The sequence below is a fragment of the Stenotrophomonas sp. genome, assembly GCF_050737075.1.
In the GTDB taxonomy this organism is placed as follows: domain Bacteria; phylum Pseudomonadota; class Gammaproteobacteria; order Xanthomonadales; family Xanthomonadaceae; genus Stenotrophomonas.
The window spans coordinates 1-22,212 of record NZ_JBOHXV010000078.1; the positions used below are offsets into that span (position 1 = coordinate 1).

21 protein-coding genes are annotated in these 22,212 nt (G+C 68.7%); 11 read left to right on the top strand and 10 right to left on the bottom strand.

Features of this window, described 5'->3' with window-relative positions; genetic code table 11:
* Positions 1–431 precede the first annotated feature (431 nt).
* The 3 genes from ACREPD_RS16625 to ACREPD_RS16635 form a co-directional block, all read right to left on the bottom strand.
* The gene (locus tag ACREPD_RS16625) at positions 432–1,703 is read right to left on the bottom strand and encodes a sensor histidine kinase (RefSeq protein ID WP_431600360.1); all 1,272 of its coding nucleotides are present in this window, start codon (positions 1,701–1,703) and stop codon (positions 432–434) included.
* Between the two features lie 151 nt (positions 1,704–1,854).
* Positions 1,855–2,568 (bottom strand): response regulator transcription factor, encoded by a 714-nt coding sequence (locus ACREPD_RS16630; protein ID WP_005408123.1) that lies wholly within the window; start codon positions 2,566–2,568, stop codon positions 1,855–1,857.
* Positions 2,569–2,634: 66 nt separating this feature from the next.
* Positions 2,635–3,285 (bottom strand): arylesterase, encoded by a 651-nt coding sequence (locus ACREPD_RS16635; protein ID WP_431600361.1) that lies wholly within the window; start codon positions 3,283–3,285, stop codon positions 2,635–2,637.
* Positions 3,286–3,405: 120 nt separating this feature from the next.
* On the opposite strand from ACREPD_RS16635, the gene ACREPD_RS16640 reads away from it, so the two are divergent.
* The 3 genes from ACREPD_RS16640 (at position 3,406) to ACREPD_RS16650 (ending at position 6,912) form a co-directional block, all read left to right on the top strand.
* Positions 3,406–4,005: an ABC transporter ATP-binding protein gene (locus ACREPD_RS16640; RefSeq protein WP_431600362.1), complete on the top strand. Its 600-nt coding sequence runs from the start codon at positions 3,406–3,408 to the stop codon at positions 4,003–4,005.
* A complete protein-coding gene (locus ACREPD_RS16645; RefSeq protein WP_431600363.1) occupies positions 4,002–6,488 on the top strand; it encodes an ABC transporter permease in 2,487 nt (828 codons plus the stop codon). The genes ACREPD_RS16640 and ACREPD_RS16645 overlap by 4 nt, the downstream gene beginning before the upstream one ends.
* 70 nt (positions 6,489–6,558) lie before the next feature.
* Complete coding sequence (locus ACREPD_RS16650; RefSeq protein WP_421570433.1) at positions 6,559–6,912, top strand: DMT family protein; 354 nt, start codon at positions 6,559–6,561, stop codon at positions 6,910–6,912.
* A gap of 21 nt (positions 6,913–6,933) precedes the next feature.
* Here ACREPD_RS16650 and ACREPD_RS16655 read toward each other — a convergent pair whose 3' ends face one another.
* The 6 genes from ACREPD_RS16655 to ACREPD_RS16680 form a co-directional block, all read right to left on the bottom strand.
* On the bottom strand, positions 6,934–7,785 hold the full coding sequence (locus tag ACREPD_RS16655; protein ID WP_431600364.1) for a hypothetical protein: 852 nt from the start codon (positions 7,783–7,785) through the stop codon (positions 6,934–6,936).
* 77 nt (positions 7,786–7,862) lie between these two features.
* The gene (locus ACREPD_RS16660) at positions 7,863–8,804 is read right to left on the bottom strand and encodes a DUF6607 family protein (RefSeq protein WP_431600365.1); all 942 of its coding nucleotides are present in this window, start codon (positions 8,802–8,804) and stop codon (positions 7,863–7,865) included.
* Positions 8,805–8,818: 14 nt separating this feature from the next.
* On the bottom strand, positions 8,819–9,388 hold the full coding sequence (locus ACREPD_RS16665; protein WP_431600366.1) for a Hemin transport protein: 570 nt from the start codon (positions 9,386–9,388) through the stop codon (positions 8,819–8,821).
* A gap of 5 nt (positions 9,389–9,393) precedes the next feature.
* Positions 9,394–11,610, bottom strand: coding sequence for a TonB-dependent hemoglobin/transferrin/lactoferrin family receptor (locus tag ACREPD_RS16670; RefSeq protein ID WP_431600367.1), 2,217 nt, complete (start codon positions 11,608–11,610; stop codon positions 9,394–9,396).
* A gap of 167 nt (positions 11,611–11,777) precedes the next feature.
* Positions 11,778–11,975, bottom strand: a complete 198-nt coding sequence (hemP, locus tag ACREPD_RS16675; RefSeq protein ID WP_068849295.1) for a hemin uptake protein HemP — start codon at positions 11,973–11,975, stop codon at positions 11,778–11,780.
* Positions 11,976–12,209: 234 nt separating this feature from the next.
* Positions 12,210–13,181: a potassium channel beta subunit family protein gene (locus ACREPD_RS16680; protein ID WP_431600368.1), complete on the bottom strand. Its 972-nt coding sequence runs from the start codon at positions 13,179–13,181 to the stop codon at positions 12,210–12,212.
* 201 nt (positions 13,182–13,382) lie between these two features.
* Between ACREPD_RS16680 and ACREPD_RS16685 the strand changes: the two genes are divergently transcribed.
* Positions 13,383–14,681, top strand: a complete 1,299-nt coding sequence (locus ACREPD_RS16685; protein WP_431600369.1) for a NupC/NupG family nucleoside CNT transporter — start codon at positions 13,383–13,385, stop codon at positions 14,679–14,681.
* Positions 14,682–14,707: 26 nt separating this feature from the next.
* On the top strand, positions 14,708–15,673 hold the full coding sequence (locus tag ACREPD_RS16690) for a ribokinase (RefSeq protein WP_431600370.1): 966 nt from the start codon (positions 14,708–14,710) through the stop codon (positions 15,671–15,673).
* A gap of 50 nt (positions 15,674–15,723) precedes the next feature.
* Here ACREPD_RS16690 and ACREPD_RS16695 read toward each other — a convergent pair whose 3' ends face one another.
* Complete coding sequence (locus ACREPD_RS16695) at positions 15,724–16,350, bottom strand: hypothetical protein (protein ID WP_431600371.1); 627 nt, start codon at positions 16,348–16,350, stop codon at positions 15,724–15,726.
* A gap of 82 nt (positions 16,351–16,432) precedes the next feature.
* On the opposite strand from ACREPD_RS16695, the gene ACREPD_RS16700 reads away from it, so the two are divergent.
* From ACREPD_RS16700 to ACREPD_RS16725, 6 genes are all read left to right on the top strand, one after another.
* Positions 16,433–17,290, top strand: coding sequence for a hypothetical protein (locus ACREPD_RS16700; RefSeq protein ID WP_431600372.1), 858 nt, complete (start codon positions 16,433–16,435; stop codon positions 17,288–17,290).
* Positions 17,291–17,341: 51 nt separating this feature from the next.
* Entirely contained in the window at positions 17,342–17,917 is a 576-nt protein-coding gene (locus ACREPD_RS16705; protein WP_431600373.1) for a hypothetical protein, read from the top strand.
* Positions 17,914–19,251: a YcaO-like family protein gene (locus tag ACREPD_RS16710; RefSeq protein ID WP_431600374.1), complete on the top strand. Its 1,338-nt coding sequence runs from the start codon at positions 17,914–17,916 to the stop codon at positions 19,249–19,251. The genes ACREPD_RS16705 and ACREPD_RS16710 overlap by 4 nt, the downstream gene beginning before the upstream one ends.
* A 14-nt stretch (positions 19,252–19,265) precedes the next feature.
* A complete protein-coding gene (locus tag ACREPD_RS16715) occupies positions 19,266–20,012 on the top strand; it encodes a SagB/ThcOx family dehydrogenase (protein ID WP_431600375.1) in 747 nt (248 codons plus the stop codon).
* A gap of 172 nt (positions 20,013–20,184) precedes the next feature.
* Positions 20,185–21,177, top strand: coding sequence for a tRNA dihydrouridine synthase DusB (dusB, locus tag ACREPD_RS16720; protein WP_431600376.1), 993 nt, complete (start codon positions 20,185–20,187; stop codon positions 21,175–21,177).
* Between the two features lie 41 nt (positions 21,178–21,218).
* A complete protein-coding gene (locus tag ACREPD_RS16725) occupies positions 21,219–22,043 on the top strand; it encodes a methyltransferase domain-containing protein (RefSeq protein WP_431600377.1) in 825 nt (274 codons plus the stop codon).
* Positions 22,044–22,212: the final 169 nt, after the last annotated feature.

Below are 22,212 nucleotides of genomic sequence, written 5' to 3' on the forward strand. Positions count from 1 at the left end.
CGCCAACCCACCCCCACCGACCCTCCGACAGTGAATCGGCGCTTTTCTTGAGAAGAGGGGAAAGTCAAAAGCGTGCCGACCAACGGTCTGCACCTACCGGCGCATGGTAGTTGGACACATGCGCGATCCCGTAGAGCCGGGACATGCGCGGCTGCTCTTGCCCTCCTCCCAGCCCGCGACGAACTGTCGAAGGGGTGGCGGGGGTCGGTATGCGGGACCGTAGAGCGCCATGGATGGCGTGAACGAGCCTACATGGGTGAAGGCGCACTGCATGCGAGGCACTGCCTCGCGTGCGACTGAACGCACGGCCGCTGGCGGCTGGGCCGGGCCGCGGAGCGGGACTTGCGGCGTGTCCCGCATACCCGCCCCCGCCACCCCCAGCGCGCAGACAATCGAACCACCAACGCTCTTCGCTTCAACGCTTCAACGAATCAGCGGAAGATGATCGTCGCCTGCGTCCCGACGCCCGGTTCGCTGCTCAAGGCGATCTTCCAGCCGAAGCGGTCGCACAGGCGGCGCACGATCGACAGGCCCAGTCCCGTGCCCTGCGGGCGGCTGGGTTCGGCGCGGTAGAACGGTTCGAACGCGCGCGACAGCGCCTCGGCCGACATCCCGATGCCGGTGTCGCGCACCACCACCCGGTCGTCCAGCACGTCCACGTCGATGCGGCCTTCGTCGGTGTAACTGCAGGCGTTGCGCAGCAGATTGCTGACCACCACCTGCAGCACCCGGGGCGGTGCGTGCAGCTGCACCGGCGCGTCGCTGTGCAGGTGAATCTCAACCGGGCGGCCGGCCAGCAGCTCGCGTGCGTTGTCCACCTCGTAACGCACGATCTCGGCGACATCGAACAGCTCGATCTGCGGCTCCACGTCCGCTTCGCGCGCCAGGATCAGGAACGCGTCGATCACCGCCTCCATGTCCCGGCCTGCACGTTGGATGCGGTCCAGGCCGCGGCGCAGGCGCGGCGTCATGTCCTGGTCGCCCAATGCCATGTCGCTGGCCACCCGGATCACCGTCAACGGCGTGCGCAGCTCATGGCTCGCATCGCGGGTGAAATTGCGTTCGCGCGCCACGTGCGCCGTCACCCGCGTGGCCAGCGAATGCAATGCCGCCGCCAGCTGGCGCGTCTCGCCCTGCATGTCGGCCGGCAACTTGTCCGGCGCCAGATCCGCCGCTTCCGGATGCCCCGGATTCCAGCGCGAGACCCGCCGTGCCAGCCAGTTCACCGGCGATACCAGCCGCTTCGAGGCCCGGTACGTGATCCACGATGCCCCGTATACCGCCAGCAGCGTCAGCAACACCGGCACGATCCCGAACCAGAACGCCAGCATCTCCGCGCGCGAGCGCAGGAACACCAGATACAGCCGCCCTTCCGGACGCGCGTCGACCAGCACCAGCTGGTCGTCCGCCTTCAGTTCGTGGAAGCCCGGCGACAGCGTGCGCAGGTTCGCCGGCAGACTCAGCGCCGACTGCCCGGTTTCCAGCAGATAGCCGCGGATGTTGCGTGTGTTGGGCGGCGGCTGCACCGGCGAGGCCGCGTGCAGTTCCCAGAAATACGTGGCTTCTTCCTGCAGCGCGCTGCTGACCAGGCTGTGCTTGATCACCAGCGATACCAGCCAGGCGCCCAACAGAATGCCCAGGCTCGCCAGGACGGCCTGCAGGATGAAGACAATGCGGATCTTGCGCGGCAGACCGTGCGGCATTACGAAGTCCAGATCGGGTCGCCGCGATTATAGGAAAGCGCGCCGTTATTCCATCGTGCAAGCAAAGACGATGCCCCGGCAAGTGCCAGGGCATCGTGTATATCCGGGCCCGCAAAGGCCCGTGCCATCGTGCGCCCTGCCGTGCGACGCATCAGGTCATGGGCTGGGCGATATCGGCAATGCGATAGCCCGCGCTCTGCACCGTGTGCAGCAGCGGACGGTCGAACGGCTTGTCGATGATCTTGCGCAGGTTGTACAGATGGCTGCGCAGCGTGTCCGAGTCCGGCAGGCCGTTGCCCCAGATCTCGCGTTCGATTTCCTGGCGGGTCACCACGCGGGGCGATTCGCGCATCAGGATCGTGAGCAGGCGCAGCCCGATCGGCGACAGCTGCAGCTCCGTGCCCGCACGCGTGGCACGCATGCTGACCGGGTCCAGCACCAGGTCGGCGACCTTGAGCACTTCCGACCCGACCTGGCGACGCTCGCGGCGGATCAGCGCGCGCAGGCGGGCTTCCAGCTCCTGGATCGCGAACGGCTTGGTCAGGTAATCGTCGGCGCCGAAGCCCAGCCCGGTGAGCTTGTCATCGAGCGTGTCGCGCGCGGTCAGCATCAGCACCGGCGTGGACTTGCGGGCGTCGTTGCGCAGCCGGCGGCAGACTTCGATACCGTCCAGGCGCGGCAGCATGAGGTCCAGCACGACCACGTCGTAGCTGTTCTCCGCCGCCAGACGGTAACCGTCCAGCCCGTCCTGGGCGTAGTCCACTTCGAACCCGCGGCCTTCCAGGTATTCACCGATCATCTCGGAGATATTGCGGTTGTCTTCGACCACCAGCACCAGGCCGGAGGTTTCCTTTGTCTGACGCATGGGAGTCCCTCTTTCTTCAGCTTTGTGAAACATGCCGGATCGGTGGTGGACGTGGTGTGAAGCCGCTCACAACAGTGGCTTGAGCAGCGGCCACACGTTGTCCAGCACCCGCGGCTGGCCGGCCGCCGTGGGGTGCAGGCCGTCGGCCTGCATCAGCCCGGGCTGCAGCGCCACCCCCTCCAGCAGGAACGGCAGCAGCGGCACCTTGTACTGGCTGGCCAGCCCGGCATAGACCTGGCGCAGCCGGTCGCGGTAGGCCGGGCCGTAGTTGGGCGGCACGTCGATGCCCAGCAGCAGCACCTTGGCGCCCGCCTTCTGGCTGGCCACGATCATCTTCTCCAGGTTGCCGCGCAGCTGCACCGGCGTGAGCCCGCGCAACGCATCGTTGCCGCCCAGCTCGATCACCACCACCGACGGCCGGTGCTTGTCCAGCAGGCCCGGCAGCCGGGTCAGCGCGCCGGCGGTGGTCTCGCCGCTGATGCTCGCGTTGATGATCGCCGGGGGCGGCTTGACCTGCTGGCTAACCCGCTGCTGAAGCAGGTTTACCCAGCCCGACGCGGCCGGGATATTGTGGGCTGCACTCAGGCTGTCGCCGACCACCAGCACGGCGTGCCGGGTTTCCTGACCTTTGGCACAGGTCAGTGCGGGCAGCAGCAGCAACCCTGCCAACAGCATCAACGTCTGGGCCGCGCGGCCCACCCACAGTGTTCGGTTCATTGGAGAATCCTCATCGACAGCCTGTCCCCCCGCAGCGCGCCCGTCGCCATCGCCGCCCACAACGTGGGCAAGTCCGCACGTGGCCCGGAGGGTGAAGTCCACATACTGGACAACATTGACATGACCGTCCATGAAGGCGAGAGCGTGGCCATCGTCGGCGCGTCCGGCTCGGGCAAGACCACCCTGCTCGGCCTGCTGGCCGGGCTGGACCTGCCCAGCCGCGGCGACATCGCGCTGGCCGGGGCCACGCTGGGCACGCTGGATGAGGAAGCCCGCGCGCAGCTGCGCGCGCGCGAGGTCGGCTTCGTGTTCCAGAGCTTCCACCTGCTGCCGGCGCTCACCGCCGAGGAAAACATCGCACTGCCGCTGGAACTGGCCGGCCGCGAAGACGCCGCGCGCGTGCGCGAGGTGCTCGAACAGGTCGGGCTGACCCACCGCGCCCGCCACTATCCACGCCAGCTGTCCGGCGGCGAGCAGCAGCGCGTGGCGCTGGCGCGTGCGTTCGTCGCGCGGCCGCGCATCCTGTTCGCCGATGAACCCACCGGCAGCCTGGACCAGGCCACCGGCCAGCAGATCAGCGACCTGCTGTTCGCGCTCAATGCCACCAGCGATACCACCCTGGTGCTGGTCACCCACGACCTGCGCCTGGCACAGCGCTGCGAGCGCATCTACCGGCTCGATGGCGGCCGTCTGGTCGACGCCGCCGGAATCAACGCATGAACGTGCTGCGCCACGCCGCGCGCGCGTTGCGCCGCGAGTTCCTCGCCGGTGACCTGTTGACCGTGTTCGCCGCGCTGGTGCTGGGCGTGGCGGTGATGACCGCCGTGGGCACCCTGGTCAACCGGGTGACGTTGGCGCTGACCGGCAGTGCGGCGGAGATGCTCGGGGGCGACCTCGGCCTGGGCGGGCGCGAGGACGTGCCACAGGCCTTCGCCGACGAAGCGCAGGCGCGCGGGCTCACCAGCACGCGCATGGTCAGCTTCCCCAGCGTGCTGTTCCATGGCGACGACAGCCAGATGGCCAACATCAAGGCGGTGGGCGCCGGCTACCCGCTGCGCGGCGAGCTGCGCGTGGGCCGCACCCTGGGCGGCGGCGCCAGCGAGGTGGCCGGCACCCCGGCCTTGGGTGAGGCCTATGCCGATCCGCGGCTGATGCAGGCGCTGGGGCTGAAGGTCGGCGATGCGCTCGAATTTGGTGCCGGCACGCTCACGGTGACCCGGGTGCTGCAGGCCGAACCGGACACCTCCGGCGAGCTCATGCAGCTCTCCCCGCCGCTGCTGGTCAACCGCGCCGATGTCGACCGTGCCGGCCTGCTGGGCCCGGGCAGCCGCGCTTCCTACCGGATGATGTTCGCCGGCGACGCCGACGCCATTTCCGATTTCCGCGGCTGGCTGCAGCCGCGCGCGAAGGGGCTGCGGATTGTCGGCATCGCCGACGCCCAGCGCGGCGTGCGCGGCGCCTTCGACCTGGCCGGTCGCTTCCTGTCGCTGGCGGCGCTGCTCGCGGTGCTGCTGGCCGGCGTGGCCACCGCACTGGCCGCCAACCGCTTCGCCCTGCGCCGCATCGACCAGGTGGCCGTGCTGCGCTGCCTGGGCGCGCGTCAGCGCGACATCCTCAGCGCGATGGCGCTGCAGCTGGTGCTGCTGGCCGTGCCGGCCTGCCTGGTCGGGATCGGGCTGGGCATGGCCGCGCAGGCGGGCCTGGTGCAGGCACTGGGCGGGCTGATCCCCAACCGGTTGCCGTTGCCGCAGGCCACCCCCGCGCTGAGCGGCGCCGGCATCGGCCTGGTGCTGCTGCTCGGCTTCGGCCTGCCGCCGCTGCTGCGGCTGCGCAAGGTGCCGCCGATGCGGGTGCTCAACCGCAGTTTCGCCACGCTGCCGCCCAGTTCGCTGCTGGTCTATGCGGCGGCGCTGGCCGCCACCGTGGCGCTGACCGTGCAGGCCACCGGCGATGTGCGGCTGGCGGCGTGGGTGCTGGGCGGCCTGGCCGCACTGGCGCTGCTGGCCGGCGCCGCCGGGGCGGCCCTGCTGTGGCTGCTGCGCGGCCTGCAGCCGCGCCTGCGCGGGCGCTGGAAACTGGGGCTGGCCGCCCTGACCCGCCGCCGTGGGCTGGCGGTGATGCAGCTGGTGGGGCTGTCGCTGTCGCTGTGCGCGTTGCTGCTGCTGTCGGTGATCGGCCCGGGGCTGCTGGCGCAGTGGCGCGACCGCCTGCCCAGCGACACGCCGAACTATTTCCTGATGAACATCCAGCCCGAACAACGCCAGGCGGTGCTGGCCGCGCTGGGCAAGCTGGGCGTGGCCTCGCCCGGGATCGAGCCGTTCAGTACCGGGCGCCTGCTGGCGGTCAACGACAAGCCACCGCAGCGGCAGTCGCGTGAGGACAACAGCAACGACGATGACGACGCCAACCGCCCGGTCAACTTCTCCTGGCGGCATGACTTCCCGCCGGCCAATACCCTGCTGAGTGGCAGGTACTGGGCAGCGGGCAGCACGGCACCCGAAGCCTCCATCGAACAGGGCTGGGCCGAGCGCTACGGCATGCAGTTGGGCGACACGGTGACCCTGCAGATGGGCGAACAGGAGCGCCGCTTCACGGTGACCAGCATCCGAAAGGCCGACTGGGATTCGTTCCGGGTCAACTTCTTCCTGCTGCTCAACGAAGGCGCGGTGGGGGATGCGCCGTACAACCTGATCACCGCCTTCCACCTGCCACGCGCGCAGGCGCCGGCGCTGGCGGGGCTGACCCGGGAGTACCCGAACATCTCGCTGCTGGACATCGACAGCATCCTGCAGCGGGTACGCGAGGTGGTCGACCGGGTGACCCAGGCGGTGCAGCTGGTGATGGGCTTCAGCCTGCTGGCGGGCGTGCTGGTGCTTCTGGCGGCGCTGCAGGCCACGGCCGGCGAACGCCGCTACGACAGCGCGGTGCTGCGCACGCTGGGCGCCACCCGCACCCAGCTGCGCGGCGCGGTACTGGTGGAATTCGGGGCGCTGGGGCTGTTGTCGGCACTGCTGGCGGTGGGCACGGCCGCGCTGCTGGGCAGCGTGGTGGCCCGGCAGGTGTTCGAGCTGCAGCTCAGCCCGCCCTGGGGCCCGCTGCTGGTCGGCGGCGCGCTGGGCGTGGCCCTGAGCATGCTGGCCGGCTGGTGGGGCACGCGGCGGATCCTGCATACGCCTCCCGCGTTGGCGCTGCGGGAGGCGTAAACGCATTTGATGACACCGGCGTGGGGCCGGCATCGGTATGCTGCCCGCCCCTGCCTTCGAGATTGCCCGGATGCCCGGCACGTCATTCACCGCCTACCTGTACCCCGTGTTGCTGCTGCTGGGCAGCAACATCTTCATGACCTTCGCCTGGTACGGCCACCTCAAGTACAAGAGCGCGCCGTTGATGATGGTGATCCTGGTCAGCTGGGGCATCGCGTTCTTCGAGTACTGCCTGCAGGTGCCGGGCAACCGCCTCGGCAGCGCGGTGTATTCGGCACCGCAGCTCAAGGGCATGCAGGAAGTCATCACGCTGGTGGTGTTCGCGGTGTTCTCGGCGTTCTACCTGGACCAGCCGCTGAAGTGGAACCACTACGCTGCCTTCGTCCTGATCGTGGTCGCCGCGTTGCTGATGTTCAAAGAATGACACCCGACCAACGGTCGGGTGCTACCGCGTAGCAACCGACCGTTGGTCGGTTGGCGTTTCCTTTACCAACGCCACCAGCGCGTCTTCACGCATGCGCTGCTTGATCGGCGAGTCGCCGAAACGCATGGCCGCCAGATCGGCGCGCAATGCGTCGGCCTCCCCGGCGCTGATGGACTCCGGATTGCGGATCTCGCGCAGGGTGACCTGTGTGCGTCGTTCGGCGATTTCAGCCCGCACCAGTCGCGGCATCGCGGCGTTCAACGCCTTGCTGCATTCCAGCGAGCGCACCGCACGCCGCGCCGCCTCCAACGAACTGCGCTGCTCGACCGGCACATGCAGCCGAAGCACGCCCACCAGCGTGTCCACCCCACGGGTATATGTCCCGGACCCGCTGTTCCGGTAATCGTGGAAATTCTGCCTGCGCAGCTTCTTCGCCGAATGTCCGGCCGTCGCTGGGCTCCCCAGCGGATTGGCGGCGCGGCTGCGGTGCATGCGATGCAGTCCCTCGCGCAACACCGGGATGTCACTGGGCACCGCCTCATCCAGCGTTGCCCGGAAGCTGGCCTCGATCGCGCCGTAACCGAAGCACAGCACCCGCTCGCCGTGGGGCGTCAGGGAACTGAACATCCGGGACGCGAGACAGGCCGCGTAGTTGCGGCCCAGCGCCTTCAGCAGCGGACCTGGTACCGGCGAGCCACGGTTGCAGATGTGCTCAAGCGGGAAGACGCCGGGCGCTTCAGGCGCCGCACGCGTGACACGCGCGCCCTGAAACGCAGCAGCGGCCGCCAGGCCCGCCGTGATGACGTTGGGAATATGCATCGAACGAAGACTCTCGCTACGCAGAAAGCGCAAGTAGTCATCACCTGCGCGCACCCTGCTTTCAAGAATCGCTCACCGCATTCCGCTGCACCGCGGGCCCGCCACCATGGCAGCGGGCCTGCGCGACCGCCTCAGCGCGTGGTTTCCACCGGCGCTTTTTCCACCCACTGCTTGAACACCGCGTCGATCTGCGCGTCTTTGACCGGCTTGCCGTCCTGGATGTCCTGGGCCTGGGTGAACAGCGGCATGATCATCGCCATGCCATCCAGCTTGGTCTTCAGGTGAACGCCGGGCGCCTGGCCCAGGAAGCCGTTCCAGCGCTCGCGCACCTTGCCCCAGTAGCCGGCCGTGGCAGTCCAGTAGTCGTAGGCCGGCTTGAAGTCGACCTCGGTGGTGCGGTTGTAGTCGTTGAAGCCGAACTCGCGTGCGATCTCCTGCTGGCTGCCGTCGGCGCCGCGCAGGATCTTGGTGTTGAACTGTTCGTGGGTCCAGCCGTTCGGCGTCAGCGTATGGCGGTTGACCACGGCCAGCGCGTTGTAGTCGCTGCGGCGGGTGTATTCGCGGCGCGGCAGCGGCCGCCAGCTGAGGTCGCTGGTCCAGGTCGCCACGCCGTTGCGGTAGTCCCACTTGCCGGTGCCGCAGTAACGCGGCGCGTCGCTGACTTCGTAGACACACTGGGTCCACGCGCCGGCGTTCACCGCGGCGTCGATCGGCCGCACCTGCCAGGTCTGGTCGGCGCTGAATTCAAACCGGGTCGGCGCTTCGTACACCCAGTCCTGCCGCCAGTGCTTGGTCACATGGCCGCTCTTGGGGTCCACCAGCAGGTGCTGCAGCACGATGCGCGCGGGGCTGTCCTCGACCACGATCACCACTTCGTTGCCACCGGAGCGGACGGCCGGTGCGCGCTCGTAGCCCGGCTTGAGCAGCACGGTCTCGTCGAACGCGAAATCGACAACGTATTCGCCCTTCATCGCCAGGATGCTGGCGTGGTCGCGTTGCAGGTCGGAGGGCTGGGCGTGTGCGATACCGCTGCTGGCAAGCAGCAGCCACGCGCTGGCTGTCTGGAATTTCATCTACGAAGGTCCCTTCAGGAAGGTCTAATGGGGGAAAGGTGGACAAGCGGCACGACGTTCGAATCGTCGATCCACAGCTCGCCGTCGGCGCCCTCGACGAGGGCGATGCGGCGCGCCGCGGCGGCACCCAGCGCGGACAGCGACGCCAGGCTGGCGGCCACGCCCTGCCCGTCGCCCACATGCAGGCGCAGCGCGCACATGCGCCAGGGCTCGCCACCCAGCCGGGTGGCCAGCCGCCGCCACAGGCGCTCGGCAACGCCGCCCTCGTTGGCCGGTTCCGGGCGTGCCGGGAACGCCGAGACGAGGCGGTCCCAGGCCAGGAAGTCGCTGTCCGGCAGCAGGTACAGCCGCCAGCAGCAGCGGCCGCGCGCATCGGAGAAGCACAGGCTCTCGCGGATGCCCTCGCTGTCCATGCCCTGGCAGGCGTGCGCGGAGACCGCGTGTTTCCAGCCGCCCAGCTCGCTGCTCTCGGGGCGGTACAGGCACAGCACCGTGCCCAATGCCGCCAGCTGTTCCGGGGAAGGCAGCTGGCCGGGGCGCAGGTACCGATCGGTGATTCGCAGTGCGGAAAGGGCTCGGCTCATGATGGCTACCAGCTCACGGCAAGGCTGGCCGACACAGTGCGGCCAGGGTTGGTGTAACGGTCGATCACCGTGCTGCTGGTGGCCAGCGCGGAGGTGATCGCCGAATAGTCGATGTACGTGCGGTCGCCGAGGTTGAACACGCCGACGTTGAACTTCGCGCCGGGCGCGAACTCCCAGTGCGCCACCAGGTCCAGCACGCCGTAACCGGCCGGCCGGAATGCAGTGACGCTGGCCATGCGGTCCTTGCGCTTGGCGAAGGTGCCAAGCAGCTCAACACCCCAGGCATCACGATCGAAGGCCACGCCCAGCGTGCCGCGCAGCGGATCGATCGACTCCAGCGGCACGTCTTCGGTCTTGTCCTGGCCACGCGACCAGGCCACCGCGCCGTTCAAGGACCAGCCCGCGAGCGCGGCGTTGAGCTCGCCGAAGTCCACGCCCGCCTTCAGTTCGGCACCGTAGATTTCCGCGTCGGCGATGTTCTGCGACTGGAATACGATCAGCCCCTGCGGGTTGATGCCCACCTGCCGCTGCGACTCGATGAAGTCCTTGTAGTCGTTGTAGTAGCCACTGACACTCACGTAGGCCGCCGGGGTGAGGAAGCGCACGCCCAGTTCCAGGCCATCGCTGGTTTCCGGCTTGAGGTCCGGGTTGGGAATGGCGGTGTAGCCGAACATCACGTTGGTGAAGCCCAGGTTGACGTCGTTGTAGGGCGGCGAGCGGAACCCGTGCGAGTAGCCGGCGAACAGCGACCAGTCGTCGGCGAAGCGCCAGACCATGCCCAGCTTCGGCGACACGCTGGTTTTGGTCAGGTCGGACACCGGCATGCCGGGGTTGTCGGCCGCGAAGATCGCATCGACATCCGGGCGCAGTTCGTAATGGTCCACGCGTACGCCCGGCACCAGCGAGAAGCGGCCGTCGGCGAAACGCATTTCGTCCTGCGCGTACAGGCCCAGCTCGGTGGTCTTGCTGATCGGGAAATCGCGCACCGGGAACGCATCGGGCAGGATCGTTGTGCTGGTCTGGCCGTTGGCCAGCACCTGGTAGCCGTCGCGCTTCTGGCGCGTCTCGGTCCAGGCGCCGTCGAACCCGTAGGTCAGCGCATGCTCGACCGCGCCGCTCTGCAGCGCCTTGTGGAACACCGCCTGCAGGCCGTACACGCGCTGGTCGAAGTTGAACTCACGGTGCCGCGTGGTGCGGTTGGCGCGCTGCTCATCGGTGCGCTGGATGGTCTCGCTGTCCTGGCGGTACAGCTGCCAGGACAGGCTGTCGGCGAAGCCGGCTGCCAGAGTGTCCATCTCGTGCGCGAACGACACCCGCGCCCGGGTCTGGTGGTCGCGCGCCTGCATGCCGGTGGTGGTGGTGTGGTCGATGGCCGACAGCACGTCGGTGTCCACGCTGTCTTCGTTGCCTTCCACGGTCAGGCGGAAGCGCTGGTCCTCGCTGGGCGCGTAGACCAGCTTGCTGAGCACGCTGCGGCCATCGCGGTCCTGCGGGTTGGCGGCGGTGCGGGTGCGGTCGTTGCTGCGCACATCGCCCATGCTCTCGGTTTCCTGGCCCTGGCGATGGTTGACGTTCACCATGCCGCTCCAGTGGTCGCCGCCGAAGGCGGTGGTGGCGCTGCCGAGCAGGCCCTTCCATTCGCCGTCGTAGCCGAACTTCAGGCCGACGTAGCTGTTCTTGCCGTCCTTCAGGTAATCGGCCGGGTCCTTGGTGACGAAGGCCACAACGCCGCCCAGCGCGTCGGACCCATACAGGGCGCTGGCCGGGCCGCGCACGATCTCGACCCGCTTGAGCGTTTCCAGATCGGTGAAGTTGCGGTTGGCGTCGGAGAAGCTGCCGATGCTGAAGGCCTTGGGCATGGCGATGCCGTCGGTCTGGACCAGCACGCGGTTGCCGTCCAGGCCGCGGATGCGGAACCCGCCCAGGCCGAAACGGGCCGGGCTGCTGGTCACCGAGATGCCCGGCTCATAGCGCACCAGGTCCTTGATGTTGCGCACCAGGTGGTCGTCCAGCTGCTCGCGGTCGATCACATCGACGGTGGCGGCCACGTCGCTGAGCGCGCGTTCGGTGCGGGTGGCGGTGACCTGCACGCGGTCGAAGTCGCGCGCGCCGGCGGCATCGGGCGTGGCCGGGGCAGCGGCGTGGGCGGCCATGGGCAGCGCCAGCCATACAGAAAAGCCGTAGCGCCGGCCTCTGGCCGGCAGAGCAGAAAATCGCATCATGGTGGTTGGCAGAGTCGGCTTTACGCGGAAGGAGACCCCCGACCAACGCCCGGGACCGGAGGTCGCAGGCGAAGCGTCGAGGGGGAGAGAGCGGTCACAACAACGGCGGGCCAGGAGGGGCGCATCGCGCGGCCGCGCGAACGGCGCCCCGTGGGGGAGGCGGGCCGTTATTTGGTCAGGATCAGCTTGTCGTTGCTGGTGTGGCGCAGGCGATAGAAGCGGTCGCCATGCTGGATCAGGATTTCGCGGCGGCCCTTGAGCAGGGCTTCGCTGTCGATCACCTCTTCGGCCGGGACCGCGCGGACCGGGCGGTCGCGGAGGGTCAGCGTTTCGGGGCGCAGCAGTACAGCAGCTTGAGTATTCATCGTCTGGACTCGTGCGAGGGGCCAGTTAGATGATAATGATTCTCAGTTGACAATCAACAACCATTCTCATTTTGATTGATGGGATTGATGATTGATTTTTGGATTTCAATTGATGTTATCAATCGTAGAGCCACCCCATGGGTGGCTTCGGGATAGCCGGGTCGAGCGCAGCCACCCATGGGGTGGCTCTACGTCGGGCGGTCGGAGACCGCTTGGGACACGCATGGCGTGTCGCTACGCGAAGATCGCCTCCACCTTGGCCCAGCCGGCGGCATCTACGCGCTCCAGTACGTCCAGGGCGCCCAGGTTCTCCTCCAGCTGGGCCACCCGGCTGGCGCCGAGGATCACGCTGGACACGTTCGGGTTGCGCAGGCACCAGGCGATTGCCAGCTGTGCCGGCGACTGGCCCAGCTCGGCGGCCAGGGCCGTATAGCGGCGCACGCGCTCCAGCCGCTGCTCGGCCGCCTCGCCCAGCACCAGGTCCTTCAGCCAGCCCATCTGGCTCTGGCCCAGGCGCGAGTCCGGGTCGAAGCCGGCGTTGTACTTGCCACTCAGCAGGCCCGAGGCCAGCGGCGAGAAGATCGTGGTGCCCAGCCCCGGGTCGGCGTAGAGCGGCGCGTACTCGCGCTCCACCCGGTCGCGGTGCAGCAGGTTGTACTGCGGCTGCTCCATCGAGGGCAGGTGCAGGTTGTGCGCGCGGGCGACGTCCACCGCCTCCTGGATCTGCGCCGCCGACCATTCCGAGGTGCCCCAGTACAGCACCTTGCCCTGCCGGATCAGCGTGTCCATGGCCTGCACGGTCTCGGCGATGGGGGTGTCCGGGTCCGGGCGGTGGCAGTAATACAGGTCCAGGTAGTCCACCCTCAGGCGCTTGAGCGCGGCGTGGCAGGCGTCGGTCACATGCTTGCGCGACAGGCCGTGCTGGGTGGGCCGCGGGTCGTCCACGGCGCCGAAGAACACCTTGCTGGAGACGCACACCCCGTCACGCGGCAGCCGCAGGTCGGCGATCACATCGCCCATTACCTGCTCGGCGCGCCCCCGGGCGTAGCCCTCGGCGTTGTCGAAGAAGTTGATCCCATGGTCCCAGGCGCAGGCGACCAGGTTGCGGGCCTCGTCGCGGCTGATCTGGTCGCCAAAGGTGACCCAGGCCCCGAAGGACAGGGCCGACAGCTTCAGGCCGGTGGAGCCCAGGCGGCGGTAGTGCATGCGTTTCTCCTGCTGGATGGCCGCGCCAGGACAGCGGCGGGCGGCCGGAATGAGTCGCATCAGTGTATCGCCCGGACGGCCCGAACCCTTATGGATCCTTGCCGAATCGCGGCCGTTCGCTCCCGGACGCCGCTTTTTCTTGCCCCGCCCCTGCCGCTGCTCTAGGCTTCCCGTTTTTCGCGGCGCCCTAGGGGAAGTCTGATGGTCGAAGGTTTGGGCAGGATCGGCTTCGGCCTGTTTGGGTTGGCAGTGCTGATCGGCATCGCCTGGTTGTTCTCGAACAACAAGCGTTCGGTGGACTGGCGGCTGGTGCTGACCGGCATCACCCTGCAGATCGCCTTCGCGGCGGTGGTGCTGTTGATGCCCGGCGGGCGCGAGGCGTTCTCGCTGCTCGGCGACGGCTTCGTCAAGGTGCTCAGCTTCGTCAATGAAGGCTCGCGCTTCATTTTCGGCAGCCTGATGGACACCAATAAATTCGGGTTCATCTTCGCCTTCCAGGTGCTGCCAACGATCATCTTCTTCTCGGCGCTGATGGGGGTCATGTACCACCTCAACGTGATGCAGTGGATCGTGCGCGCCATGGCCTGGGCGATCACCAAGGTGATGCGCGTGTCCGGTGCGGAAACCACCAGCGTCTGCGCCAGCGTGTTCATCGGCCAGACCGAGGCGCCGCTGACGGTGCGCCCGTACATCGCCAAGATGACCCAGTCCGAGCTGATCACCATGATGATCGGCGGCATGGCGCACATCGCCGGCGGCGTGCTGGCCGCGTACGTGGGCATGCTGGGCGGCAACGATCCGGTGCAGCAGGCCTTCTACGCCAAGCACCTGCTGGCCGCCAGCATCATGGCCGCGCCGGCCACCCTGGTGGTCGCCAAGCTGCTCGTGCCCGAGACCGGCACCCCGCTGACCCGCGGTACCGTGAAGATGGAAGTGGAGAAGACCTCCAGCAACATCATCGACGCGGCCGCCGCCGGCGCCGGCGACGGCCTCAAGCTGGCCCTGAACATCGGCGCCATGCTGCTGGCCTTCATCGCCCTGATCGCCCTGCTCAACGCCCCGCTGACCTGGCTGGGCGAAGTGAGCGGCCTGCAGGCCATGATCGGCCGCCCGACCGACCTGTCGACCATCTTCGGCTACGTGCTGGCCCCGATCGCCTGGGTGATCGGCACCCCGTGGGCCGATGCCACCACCGTGGGCTCGCTGATCGGCCAGAAGGTGGTCATCAACGAATTCGTGGCGTATTCCAAGTTGTCGGAAATCGTCAACGGCCAGGTCCCGGGCGTGTCGCTCTCGGCCGAGGGCCGCCTGATCGCCACCTACGCCCTGTGCGGCTTCGCCAATTTCAGCTCGATCGCCATCCAGATCGGTGGTATTGGTGGGCTGGCACCGGAACGCCGTCACGATTTGGCCAAGTTCGGTTTGCGTGCGGTATTGGGCGGTACCATCGCTACCTTCATGACGGCGACCATCGCCGGCGTGCTGACGCATTTCAGCTGATATCCGTTCCCTGAGAAACAGTCTTTATGAGTAGCAGTGTCGTCGTAGTCGGTTCCTTCAACGTGGATCATGTGTGGCGTTGCGAATCGCTCCCGGCCCCGGGTGCGACCATCGCCGGCCGCTACAGCACCGGCCCCGGCGGCAAGGGTTTCAACCAGGCCGTGGCCGCCTGCCGCGCCGGTGCCGCGACCACGTTCCTGTGCGCGCTGGGCGATGACCCCGGCGGCGCGATGGCGCGTGGCCTGGCCGAGCAGGACGGGTTCGCCCTGAGCGCCGAGGCCAGCACCGAGCCGACCGGCACGGGTGGCATCTACGTGGACAGCCGCGGCCGCAACACCATCGTGATCGGCCCGGGCGCCAACGCCGCGCTCAGCACCGCCTACGTCGAACAGCAGCGCGCGCTGCTGAGCGGCGCCAAGGTGGTGCTCGCCCAGCTCGAATCCCCGGTCGAAACCATCGAAGCCGCCCTGGCCATCGCCCGTGAGGCCGGTGCCACCACCGTGCTCAACGCCGCGCCGGCCGACGCCCCGTCCAGCATCGGCCTGCTCAAGCTGGCCGATGTGCTGACCCCGAACGAGACCGAGTTTGCCGCCCTGCTCGGCCGCCATGTCGGCGAACGCGTGGACGCCGACGACGTCGCCGCCCTCGACGGCGCCAGCCTGCACGCCCTGTGCCGCAAGCTGGTCGGCAACGGCACCGTGGTGGTCACCCTCGGCGCGGTCGGCGTGTTCGTCTCGCACGCCGAAGAGAACCTGCGTGGCGACACCCAGCCGTATTACCGCGTGGGTGCCGAACAGGTGCAGGTGGTGGACACCACCGGTGCCGGCGACGCCTTCAACGGTGCCCTGGTCGCCTCGCTCGCGCAGGACCCCGACGCCGCCTTCTCACGCCACGTCCGCTTCGCCAACCAGTTCGCCGGCCGTTCCACCGAGAAGGAAGGCGCTGCCGTGGCGATGCCGCGCTTCACCCCGGCCGACGTTGAAAGCAAGTAAGCGTCACCACTGACGGCACCGGGAGAGGCCAGCGTTCGCGCTGGCCATTTTCATTTCCATCGCGTGATCCACAGCGCCAGCGCGCCGAGCAGCAGGCCGGCCAGCACATCCAGCAGATCATGCTGCCAGGTGGTCACGGTCGACAGCAGGATCAGGCCGCAGCTGCCATGCCACAGCCAGCGCAACGCCGCCGCACCCGCCTGCAACGCCTTTCGCCATACCTGCCACACCAGCACCAGGACGGCGGCATGCAGCGACGGTGCCATGTTGAACGGCGCCTCAAACGCCCGCAGTTGCGCGAACAACAGCCCGCTGATGCCTTCCGGCTGTGGCAGCACACGGACGTTGCCGGTCGGCCAGCACACGAAGACGAGCATGCACACGGCCTGCACCAGCGCGATGGCGAGCGCGTGGCGGCGCAATGCCGACCGGGTCGGGCAGAGGAAGAACGTCAGCGGGTACAGCAGGTTCAGAGCCAGGTAGGGCCAGATCGTCCATGCCCAGAACGGAATCGCATCGTCCCAACGCCCATGCAGGCTGTAGGTCTGGGCCTGGCTGGCGGCCCAGTGGTTGGTCCAGCTGTAGCCATGGATGAACATCGCGCCGAGCACCAGCATCCACACGATGGCCTCGCGCCACGGGGGCGGAGCAACCGGAGCGTTGGCAGGGGGCGGCATGGGCACGCGCGCACCCTAGCAGAACTTGGCGCGCGTGTTTGTCGCTATTCTTGCGCATCGGCGGATACATGGACGGTACGAAGTGACAGCAGCAGGCAGTCAGCAACAACCCGGCACGCAGACCGGGCACGCCGGCTGGACGCGCAATCCGGCCTGGGCCCTGTTTTCGCAGACCCAGGCGCAGCGCCAACTGCTGCTGGTCTCCGGTGGCGCCGACGAACTGTATGTCGTCGACGAAGCCGATACGCCGACGGTCGTCGAACGGATCCTCGGCCACTGGCAGGACGACACCCTGGCGGTATTGCAGGACGATGCCGAGTGCGGTCCTGCGGTCCGTCAGCTGATCCGCCTCGGTGTACTGGCGCCTGCGCCGGCCGTGCGCAGTGTCCAACGCTACGCACTCGATTGGCTCGGCGAACCGCTGCCCGGACTGGCCGACGCCTTTGACCAGCACGGCAACGCGGCGCTGCAGCGCGTGGAGATCAGCGCCGATCCCGAGCTGCTGGTCCTGGTCCGGCATGGGCTCGGCTGGGAAGCCGCGCTGGCGCGTTACCGCGCACGGATGCCGACCCAACCGCACCTGCTGCTCGACCTCAGCTATCACCACACGCTCGCGCTCGGACCCTACGTGGTGCCGGGCCAGACGGCCTGCGTGTATTGCCTGGGCAACCGGGTCATGCGCCGCTGGGGCGAAGCCCCGGTGCCGGCGCTCCCGGCGGTGGCCGCGCACCCGGCACGGATCGCGGCGCTGGTCGCGCCGTTGCTGGATCAACCACAGCTGTTGCTGGGCTATCTCGAGCGCTGCGTCTGGCTCGACCTGCACCGCCTGCATGGCGAGCGCGACCGCGTGGTGCGGCTGCCGTGGTGCCCCGCCTGCCAGGGCGGCGAGACGTGGCTGCCGGCACCGCTGTCGTTGCCCTGGGCCGCCGGGCTCCCGTGATAATGTGCCGCATGCACCGGGCGATTCCGCCCCGGTCAAGGGAGTGACCGCATGTACCGCCTGCCTACCCAGTTCGATGCCAGTGCCTCGCGCCAGGACCTCGCCGCGGCAGGAGGCGGTTCGACGTCGACCACCTGCAGTTCCTGCGTCGTCACCCTGATCGGCACCTCGGTGCTCTCGGCGGTGGTGCTCGGTGGGCTGGAGCCGGGCGCGCCCGCAGCCAACAGCGACGCCCACGCCACGGCTGCAACCCTCGATACCGGCACCGACCTCCACAACCCGCAACCTGCGGCACCGCAGGAAACGTCCGGCGCCACACATGCGGATGCTGCCGGGACACCCGGCTCCGCAGTGCCTGTGACCGGGCTGAGCCGCACGGGCCGGGTGCTGCTGGGGCTGTTCGCCTTGCCCCTGGCCGCCCTCGGCGGCGGTATTTTCATGGGTACGTCCAGTCCGGTGTTCGGCCTGTTCGTCGGCGTCGCGCTGTTTGTCGGCATCTACGCGCTGGTCTACGAGCGCGCGGGCCGATCGCTCGGCCGTGGCATCGGCATCGGCATCGCCCTGCTGGTGGGCCTGTGCGTCGTCGGCGCGCTCGAGATGATGCTCTGGCTGAGCGTGATGAAATGACCCGTTCCGCCGTGCACGCGGCGGAACCGGAAACGCCCACGCTGTCGTCGCACCTGCTGCAGGGCGCGGCGCGTGCGCGCTGTGGCCTGGTGCGCCCGGCGCAGCCGATCGACGCCAACGCCTGCGATTGGACCGGTCCGCTGTTCGAGGGACGGCGCGTGCACAATGCCGCCACCCCGGCGGACCCCGCCAATCCCTGGCAGGGCGTTTCCGGCGCGGTCGCACTGGATGCCGAGGGGGCCGCCGATGGCGCGGTCGCCGAGGCGCTGGAGCGGCTGGCGGCGGCGCAGGTCGGTGTCGAGGTGCGGCGGCGCGATGCGCTGATGCCCGAACAACGGCTGGACGAATCGGCCTTCGCGCTGTTCTCGGCACGCCAACGCGCGACGCCGGGCTTCCCGTGGCCCATGCACGAAGCTGGCGACGATCTGTTCGCTGCGGTGCATGCGCTGGATGACAACCGGGAAGCCTGGGTGCCGCAGGAACTGGTCGGGCTCGGACCGCGCAGCGGCCACGCGCGATTGCCGTCGACCTCCAGTGGGCTGGCCGCCTGGCGGGATGGCCGCGATGGCGCCTGGCTGGCGCTGCTGCGCGCGGCGCAGGAACTGCTGGAGCGCGATGCGCTGGCGGTGACCTGGCTCAACGGCGTGGCCGGCCGGCGCATCGCCCTGCCGGCGCACTGGCACGCCCATGCCCGCGAGCGCGGTGGCGAACTGCAGGCGTTCGACCTGACCCAGCACTGGAACCCGCACCCGGTGATCGCGGTCGCCGGTGGCATCCCGTTCGAAGGCCGCCCCCGCCACGTGCTCGGCATCGCCTGCCGCGCCGACCCCCACGAGGCGCTGCACAAGGCGCTGCTGGAATGGCAGCAGGCACTGACCTTTGCCGCGCATCTGTGTGGCCGCGAAAGCGAGCGGCTGCCGCACGAGCCGGCCGCGCTGCGCAGCTTCGACGAGCACGCCGCGTTCTACACCCTGCGCCCGGAACTGTGGCCGCAGCTGCCGCTGCTGCGGGAGGCCGGCGCCAGCACCCTGCCGCTGACATTTCCGCTCCCCATGTTGCGCCCCGCGGCGCCGCGCGCGATTGCCGAGCTGGACCTGCTGCGGCGCCGGCTGGGCAGTGCCGGCATCGCGCTGTACTACCGCGAATTGACCACCGCCGATGTGGCTGCGGCCGGGCTGCGGGTGATGCGGGTGCTGTCCCCACAGCTCAGTGGCCTGCACGCCGACGAGCGTGCGCCGTTCCTCGGCGGCCGTTGCCAGGACGTGGCATGGCGCTATCCCGGCGTGGCGCACGGCGGCGAGTTTCCCAATCCCTTCCCGCACCCACTCGGTTGATGCACGAGGACCGTATGCCGTCACCGCCTTCCCCTTGGCAGGATGCGCCGCTGTTCCATCTGTTCTGGCACAACGGCGAACTCAATCCGGCGCGCGCCGAGGTGATGCGCGCGCGCATCGCCGAAGACGCCGCACGCGTCGGGTCACCGCCCCGGCCGCTGCATGCCGCGGGCGGCATCGCCCTGCCGGACCCGGTACACCCCGGTGATGCGCTGGCGCAGCGCCACAGTGGCCGCCGTTTTGGTGAGGCGCGCTGGGGCGCGCAGGAACTGGGCCGCGTGCTGGCCCCGCTGCGGGCGCGCCCGGGCGACAGTGACACGCGCCGCCTGCCGTCCGGTGGCGCGAAATATCCGATCCAGGCCTATGCCGCGCTGTATGGCGCCGACGATGCGATCGGGGTAGAACAGGGCATCTGCTGGTATGACCCGCTGCGGCATGCGCTGGTACCGGTAGCGCCCTGCCCTGCGTGGCCGGAACTGGCCAGGCTGCTCGGCGTGGACTGGCCGGAGCGGCCGGCGGCCGTGCTGTTCCTGATCGCCGAGCCGGCCGGAACGCTGGCCAAGTACGGTGAACGCGGGGGGCGCTTCGTGCTGATCGAGGCGGGGGTCTGGCTGGGGGCACTGGGGCAGGAAGTGGCGGCGATGAACGCGGCCGGCTGCGCGATCGGTTCCTTCGAGGATGCCGCCGTGCTGGGCCTGCTCGGGCTCGACCCGCAGCGGCATCTGGCCGTGCTGGCCTATGCCTGTGGCCCGGCGCCCTGACCGGCCCGGGTAACCAACCACCATCCCCCACCCTTGGGGGCGCTGGAAGCAACCGTCAAGCATCTGCTCATGCCCGTGCGGCATCAGGGCCTTCCGGATCGGCCTGAACCCGCCCCCGGATCGCAGGCGTTTGCGTGGTTGCCGGCCATGGGCCGGCACTACAATGCCCGGCATGCAGATTGGTCCCTACAACATCCAGCCCAACGTGGTGCTCGCGCCCATGGCCGGCGTCACCGACAAGCCGTTCCGGCTGCTGTGCAAGCGCCTGGGCGCCGGCCTGGCCGCGTCTGAAATGACCATCTCCGATCCGCGCTTCTGGACCACCCGCAAGTCCATCCACCGCATGGACCATGCCGGCGAACCCGACCCCATCAGCGTGCAGATCGCCGGCACCGAACCGCAGCAGCTGGCCGAGGCGGCGCGTTACAACGTCGACCACGGCGCCCAGATCATCGACATCAACATGGGCTGCCCGGCCAAGAAGGTCTGCAACGCCTGGGCCGGTTCCGCGCTGATGCGCGACGAGGACCTCGTGGCGCGCATCCTCAGTGCCGTGGTCGGCGCCGTGAATGTCCCGGTCACCCTCAAGATCCGCACCGGCTGGGATTGCGACCACCGCAACGGCCCGCGCATCGCCCATATCGCCGAAGACAGCGGCATCGCCGCCCTCGCCGTGCACGGCCGCACCCGCGACCAGCATTACACCGGCAGCGCCGAGTACGAGACCATCGCCGCCATCAAGGCCGCGCTGCGCATCCCGGTGATCGCCAACGGCGACATCGATTCGCCGCAGAAGGCGGCATACGTGCTGGCCCAGACCGGCGTCGACGCCGTCATGATCGGGCGCGCCGCGCAAGGCCGCCCGTGGATCTTCCGCGAAGTGGCCCACTACCTCGCCACCGGCACCCTGCTGCCGCCGCCGTCGCTGCACGAAGTGCGCGACATCCTGCTTGGCCACCTGCACGCCCTGCACGATTTCTATGGCGAACCGCAGGGCGTGCGCATCGCGCGCAAGCACCTGGGCTGGTACGCCAAGGACCGCCCCGAGAACGCCGCCTTCCGCGCCGTCGTCAACCGGGCCGAGGATGCCGCCGGCCAGATCGCGTTGACCAACGAGTATTTCACCGCCCTGGCGGCCAGCGAACCGCTGTCGTCCGCCGCCTGATCCATCCCTTCGTCGGGTCCTCCCGACGCCATGTGAATGCCATGACCCCCATCGCTGCCCCCACCTACCTGCACGGCTTCTCCGACACCGAACAGCGCCGCCTGGTCACCCAGGCCCGGCTGCTGGAAGCCACCCTCTTCAACAACATCGACTACAGCGGCGCCCAGCGGCTGCTGGAAGTCGGCAGCGGCGTGGGCGCGCAGACCGAGATCCTGCTGCGCCGCTTCCCCGACCTGCATGTCACCGGCGTGGACCTGAGCGAGGCGCAGCTGGCCACCGCGCGCGCCAACCTCGAGAAGACCCCGTGGTGCAGCGAGCGCTACACCCTGCTGCAGTCCGACGCCGGCAACCTGCCGTTTGGTCCGCGCGAGTTCGACGCGGCCTTCCTGTGCTGGGTGCTGGAACACGTACCGTCGCCGGCCCGCGTGCTCAATGAAGTGCGCCGCGTGCTGGTGCCGGGTTCGCCGGTGTACGTCACCGAAGTGATGAACGCCTCGTTCCTGCTCGACCCGTATTCGCCGCATATCTGGCGCTACTGGATGGCCTTCAATGACTTCCAGTACGACCACGGTGGCGACCCGTTCGTGGGTGCCAAGCTGGGCAACCTGCTGCTGGCCGGCGGCTTCCGCGACGTCCACACCGAGATCAAGACCATCCACCTGGACAACCGCGAACCGGCACGCCGCAAGACGATGATTGCGTTCTGGGAACAGGTGCTGCTGTCGGCCGCCGATCCGCTGCTCGAGGCCGGCCTGGTCGACCAGGACACCGTGGACGGCATGCGCCGCGAGTTCAGCCTGGTGCAGAACGACCCGAACGCGGTGTTCTTCTTCTCGTTCGTGCAGGCCCGCGCGACGGTGTATTAGTAGAGCGGGGCTCTGCCCCGCTGCATGACCGCAACAGCGGCGGGTGTCCTCAACGGGAACGTACGACGGGAACGTACGACGGGGTAGAGCCGACTGTTAGTCGGCTGTTCTTGGGCCGTTGACCTTGCCGCGCTTAACGCGGCAACCGACTAACAGTGGGCTCTAACCC

Coding starts and splice junctions, on each gene's coding strand:
- ACREPD_RS16705 (WP_431600373.1), top strand. CDS start 17,342: ATGTACCGCCTGCCTACCCAGTTCGATGCCAGTGCCTCGCGCCAGGAC.
- ACREPD_RS16695 (WP_431600371.1), bottom strand. CDS start 16,350: ATGCCGCCCCCTGCCAACGCTCCGGTTGCTCCGCCCCCGTGGCGCGAG.
- ACREPD_RS16640 (WP_431600362.1), top strand. CDS start 3,406: ATGACCGTCCATGAAGGCGAGAGCGTGGCCATCGTCGGCGCGTCCGGC.
- ACREPD_RS16685 (WP_431600369.1), top strand. CDS start 13,383: ATGGTCGAAGGTTTGGGCAGGATCGGCTTCGGCCTGTTTGGGTTGGCA.
- ACREPD_RS16690 (WP_431600370.1), top strand. CDS start 14,708: ATGAGTAGCAGTGTCGTCGTAGTCGGTTCCTTCAACGTGGATCATGTG.
- hemP (WP_068849295.1), bottom strand. CDS start 11,975: ATGAATACTCAAGCTGCTGTACTGCTGCGCCCCGAAACGCTGACCCTC.
- ACREPD_RS16660 (WP_431600365.1), bottom strand. CDS start 8,804: ATGAAATTCCAGACAGCCAGCGCGTGGCTGCTGCTTGCCAGCAGCGGT.
- dusB (WP_431600376.1), top strand. CDS start 20,185: ATGCAGATTGGTCCCTACAACATCCAGCCCAACGTGGTGCTCGCGCCC.
- ACREPD_RS16725 (WP_431600377.1), top strand. CDS start 21,219: ATGACCCCCATCGCTGCCCCCACCTACCTGCACGGCTTCTCCGACACC.
- ACREPD_RS16645 (WP_431600363.1), top strand. CDS start 4,002: ATGAACGTGCTGCGCCACGCCGCGCGCGCGTTGCGCCGCGAGTTCCTC.
- ACREPD_RS16665 (WP_431600366.1), bottom strand. CDS start 9,388: ATGAGCCGAGCCCTTTCCGCACTGCGAATCACCGATCGGTACCTGCGC.
- ACREPD_RS16650 (WP_421570433.1), top strand. CDS start 6,559: ATGCCCGGCACGTCATTCACCGCCTACCTGTACCCCGTGTTGCTGCTG.
- ACREPD_RS16670 (WP_431600367.1), bottom strand. CDS start 11,610: ATGATGCGATTTTCTGCTCTGCCGGCCAGAGGCCGGCGCTACGGCTTT.
- ACREPD_RS16625 (WP_431600360.1), bottom strand. CDS start 1,703: ATGCCGCACGGTCTGCCGCGCAAGATCCGCATTGTCTTCATCCTGCAG.
- ACREPD_RS16715 (WP_431600375.1), top strand. CDS start 19,266: ATGCCGTCACCGCCTTCCCCTTGGCAGGATGCGCCGCTGTTCCATCTG.
- ACREPD_RS16680 (WP_431600368.1), bottom strand. CDS start 13,181: ATGCACTACCGCCGCCTGGGCTCCACCGGCCTGAAGCTGTCGGCCCTG.
- ACREPD_RS16710 (WP_431600374.1), top strand. CDS start 17,914: ATGACCCGTTCCGCCGTGCACGCGGCGGAACCGGAAACGCCCACGCTG.
- ACREPD_RS16635 (WP_431600361.1), bottom strand. CDS start 3,285: ATGAACCGAACACTGTGGGTGGGCCGCGCGGCCCAGACGTTGATGCTG.
- ACREPD_RS16630 (WP_005408123.1), bottom strand. CDS start 2,568: ATGCGTCAGACAAAGGAAACCTCCGGCCTGGTGCTGGTGGTCGAAGAC.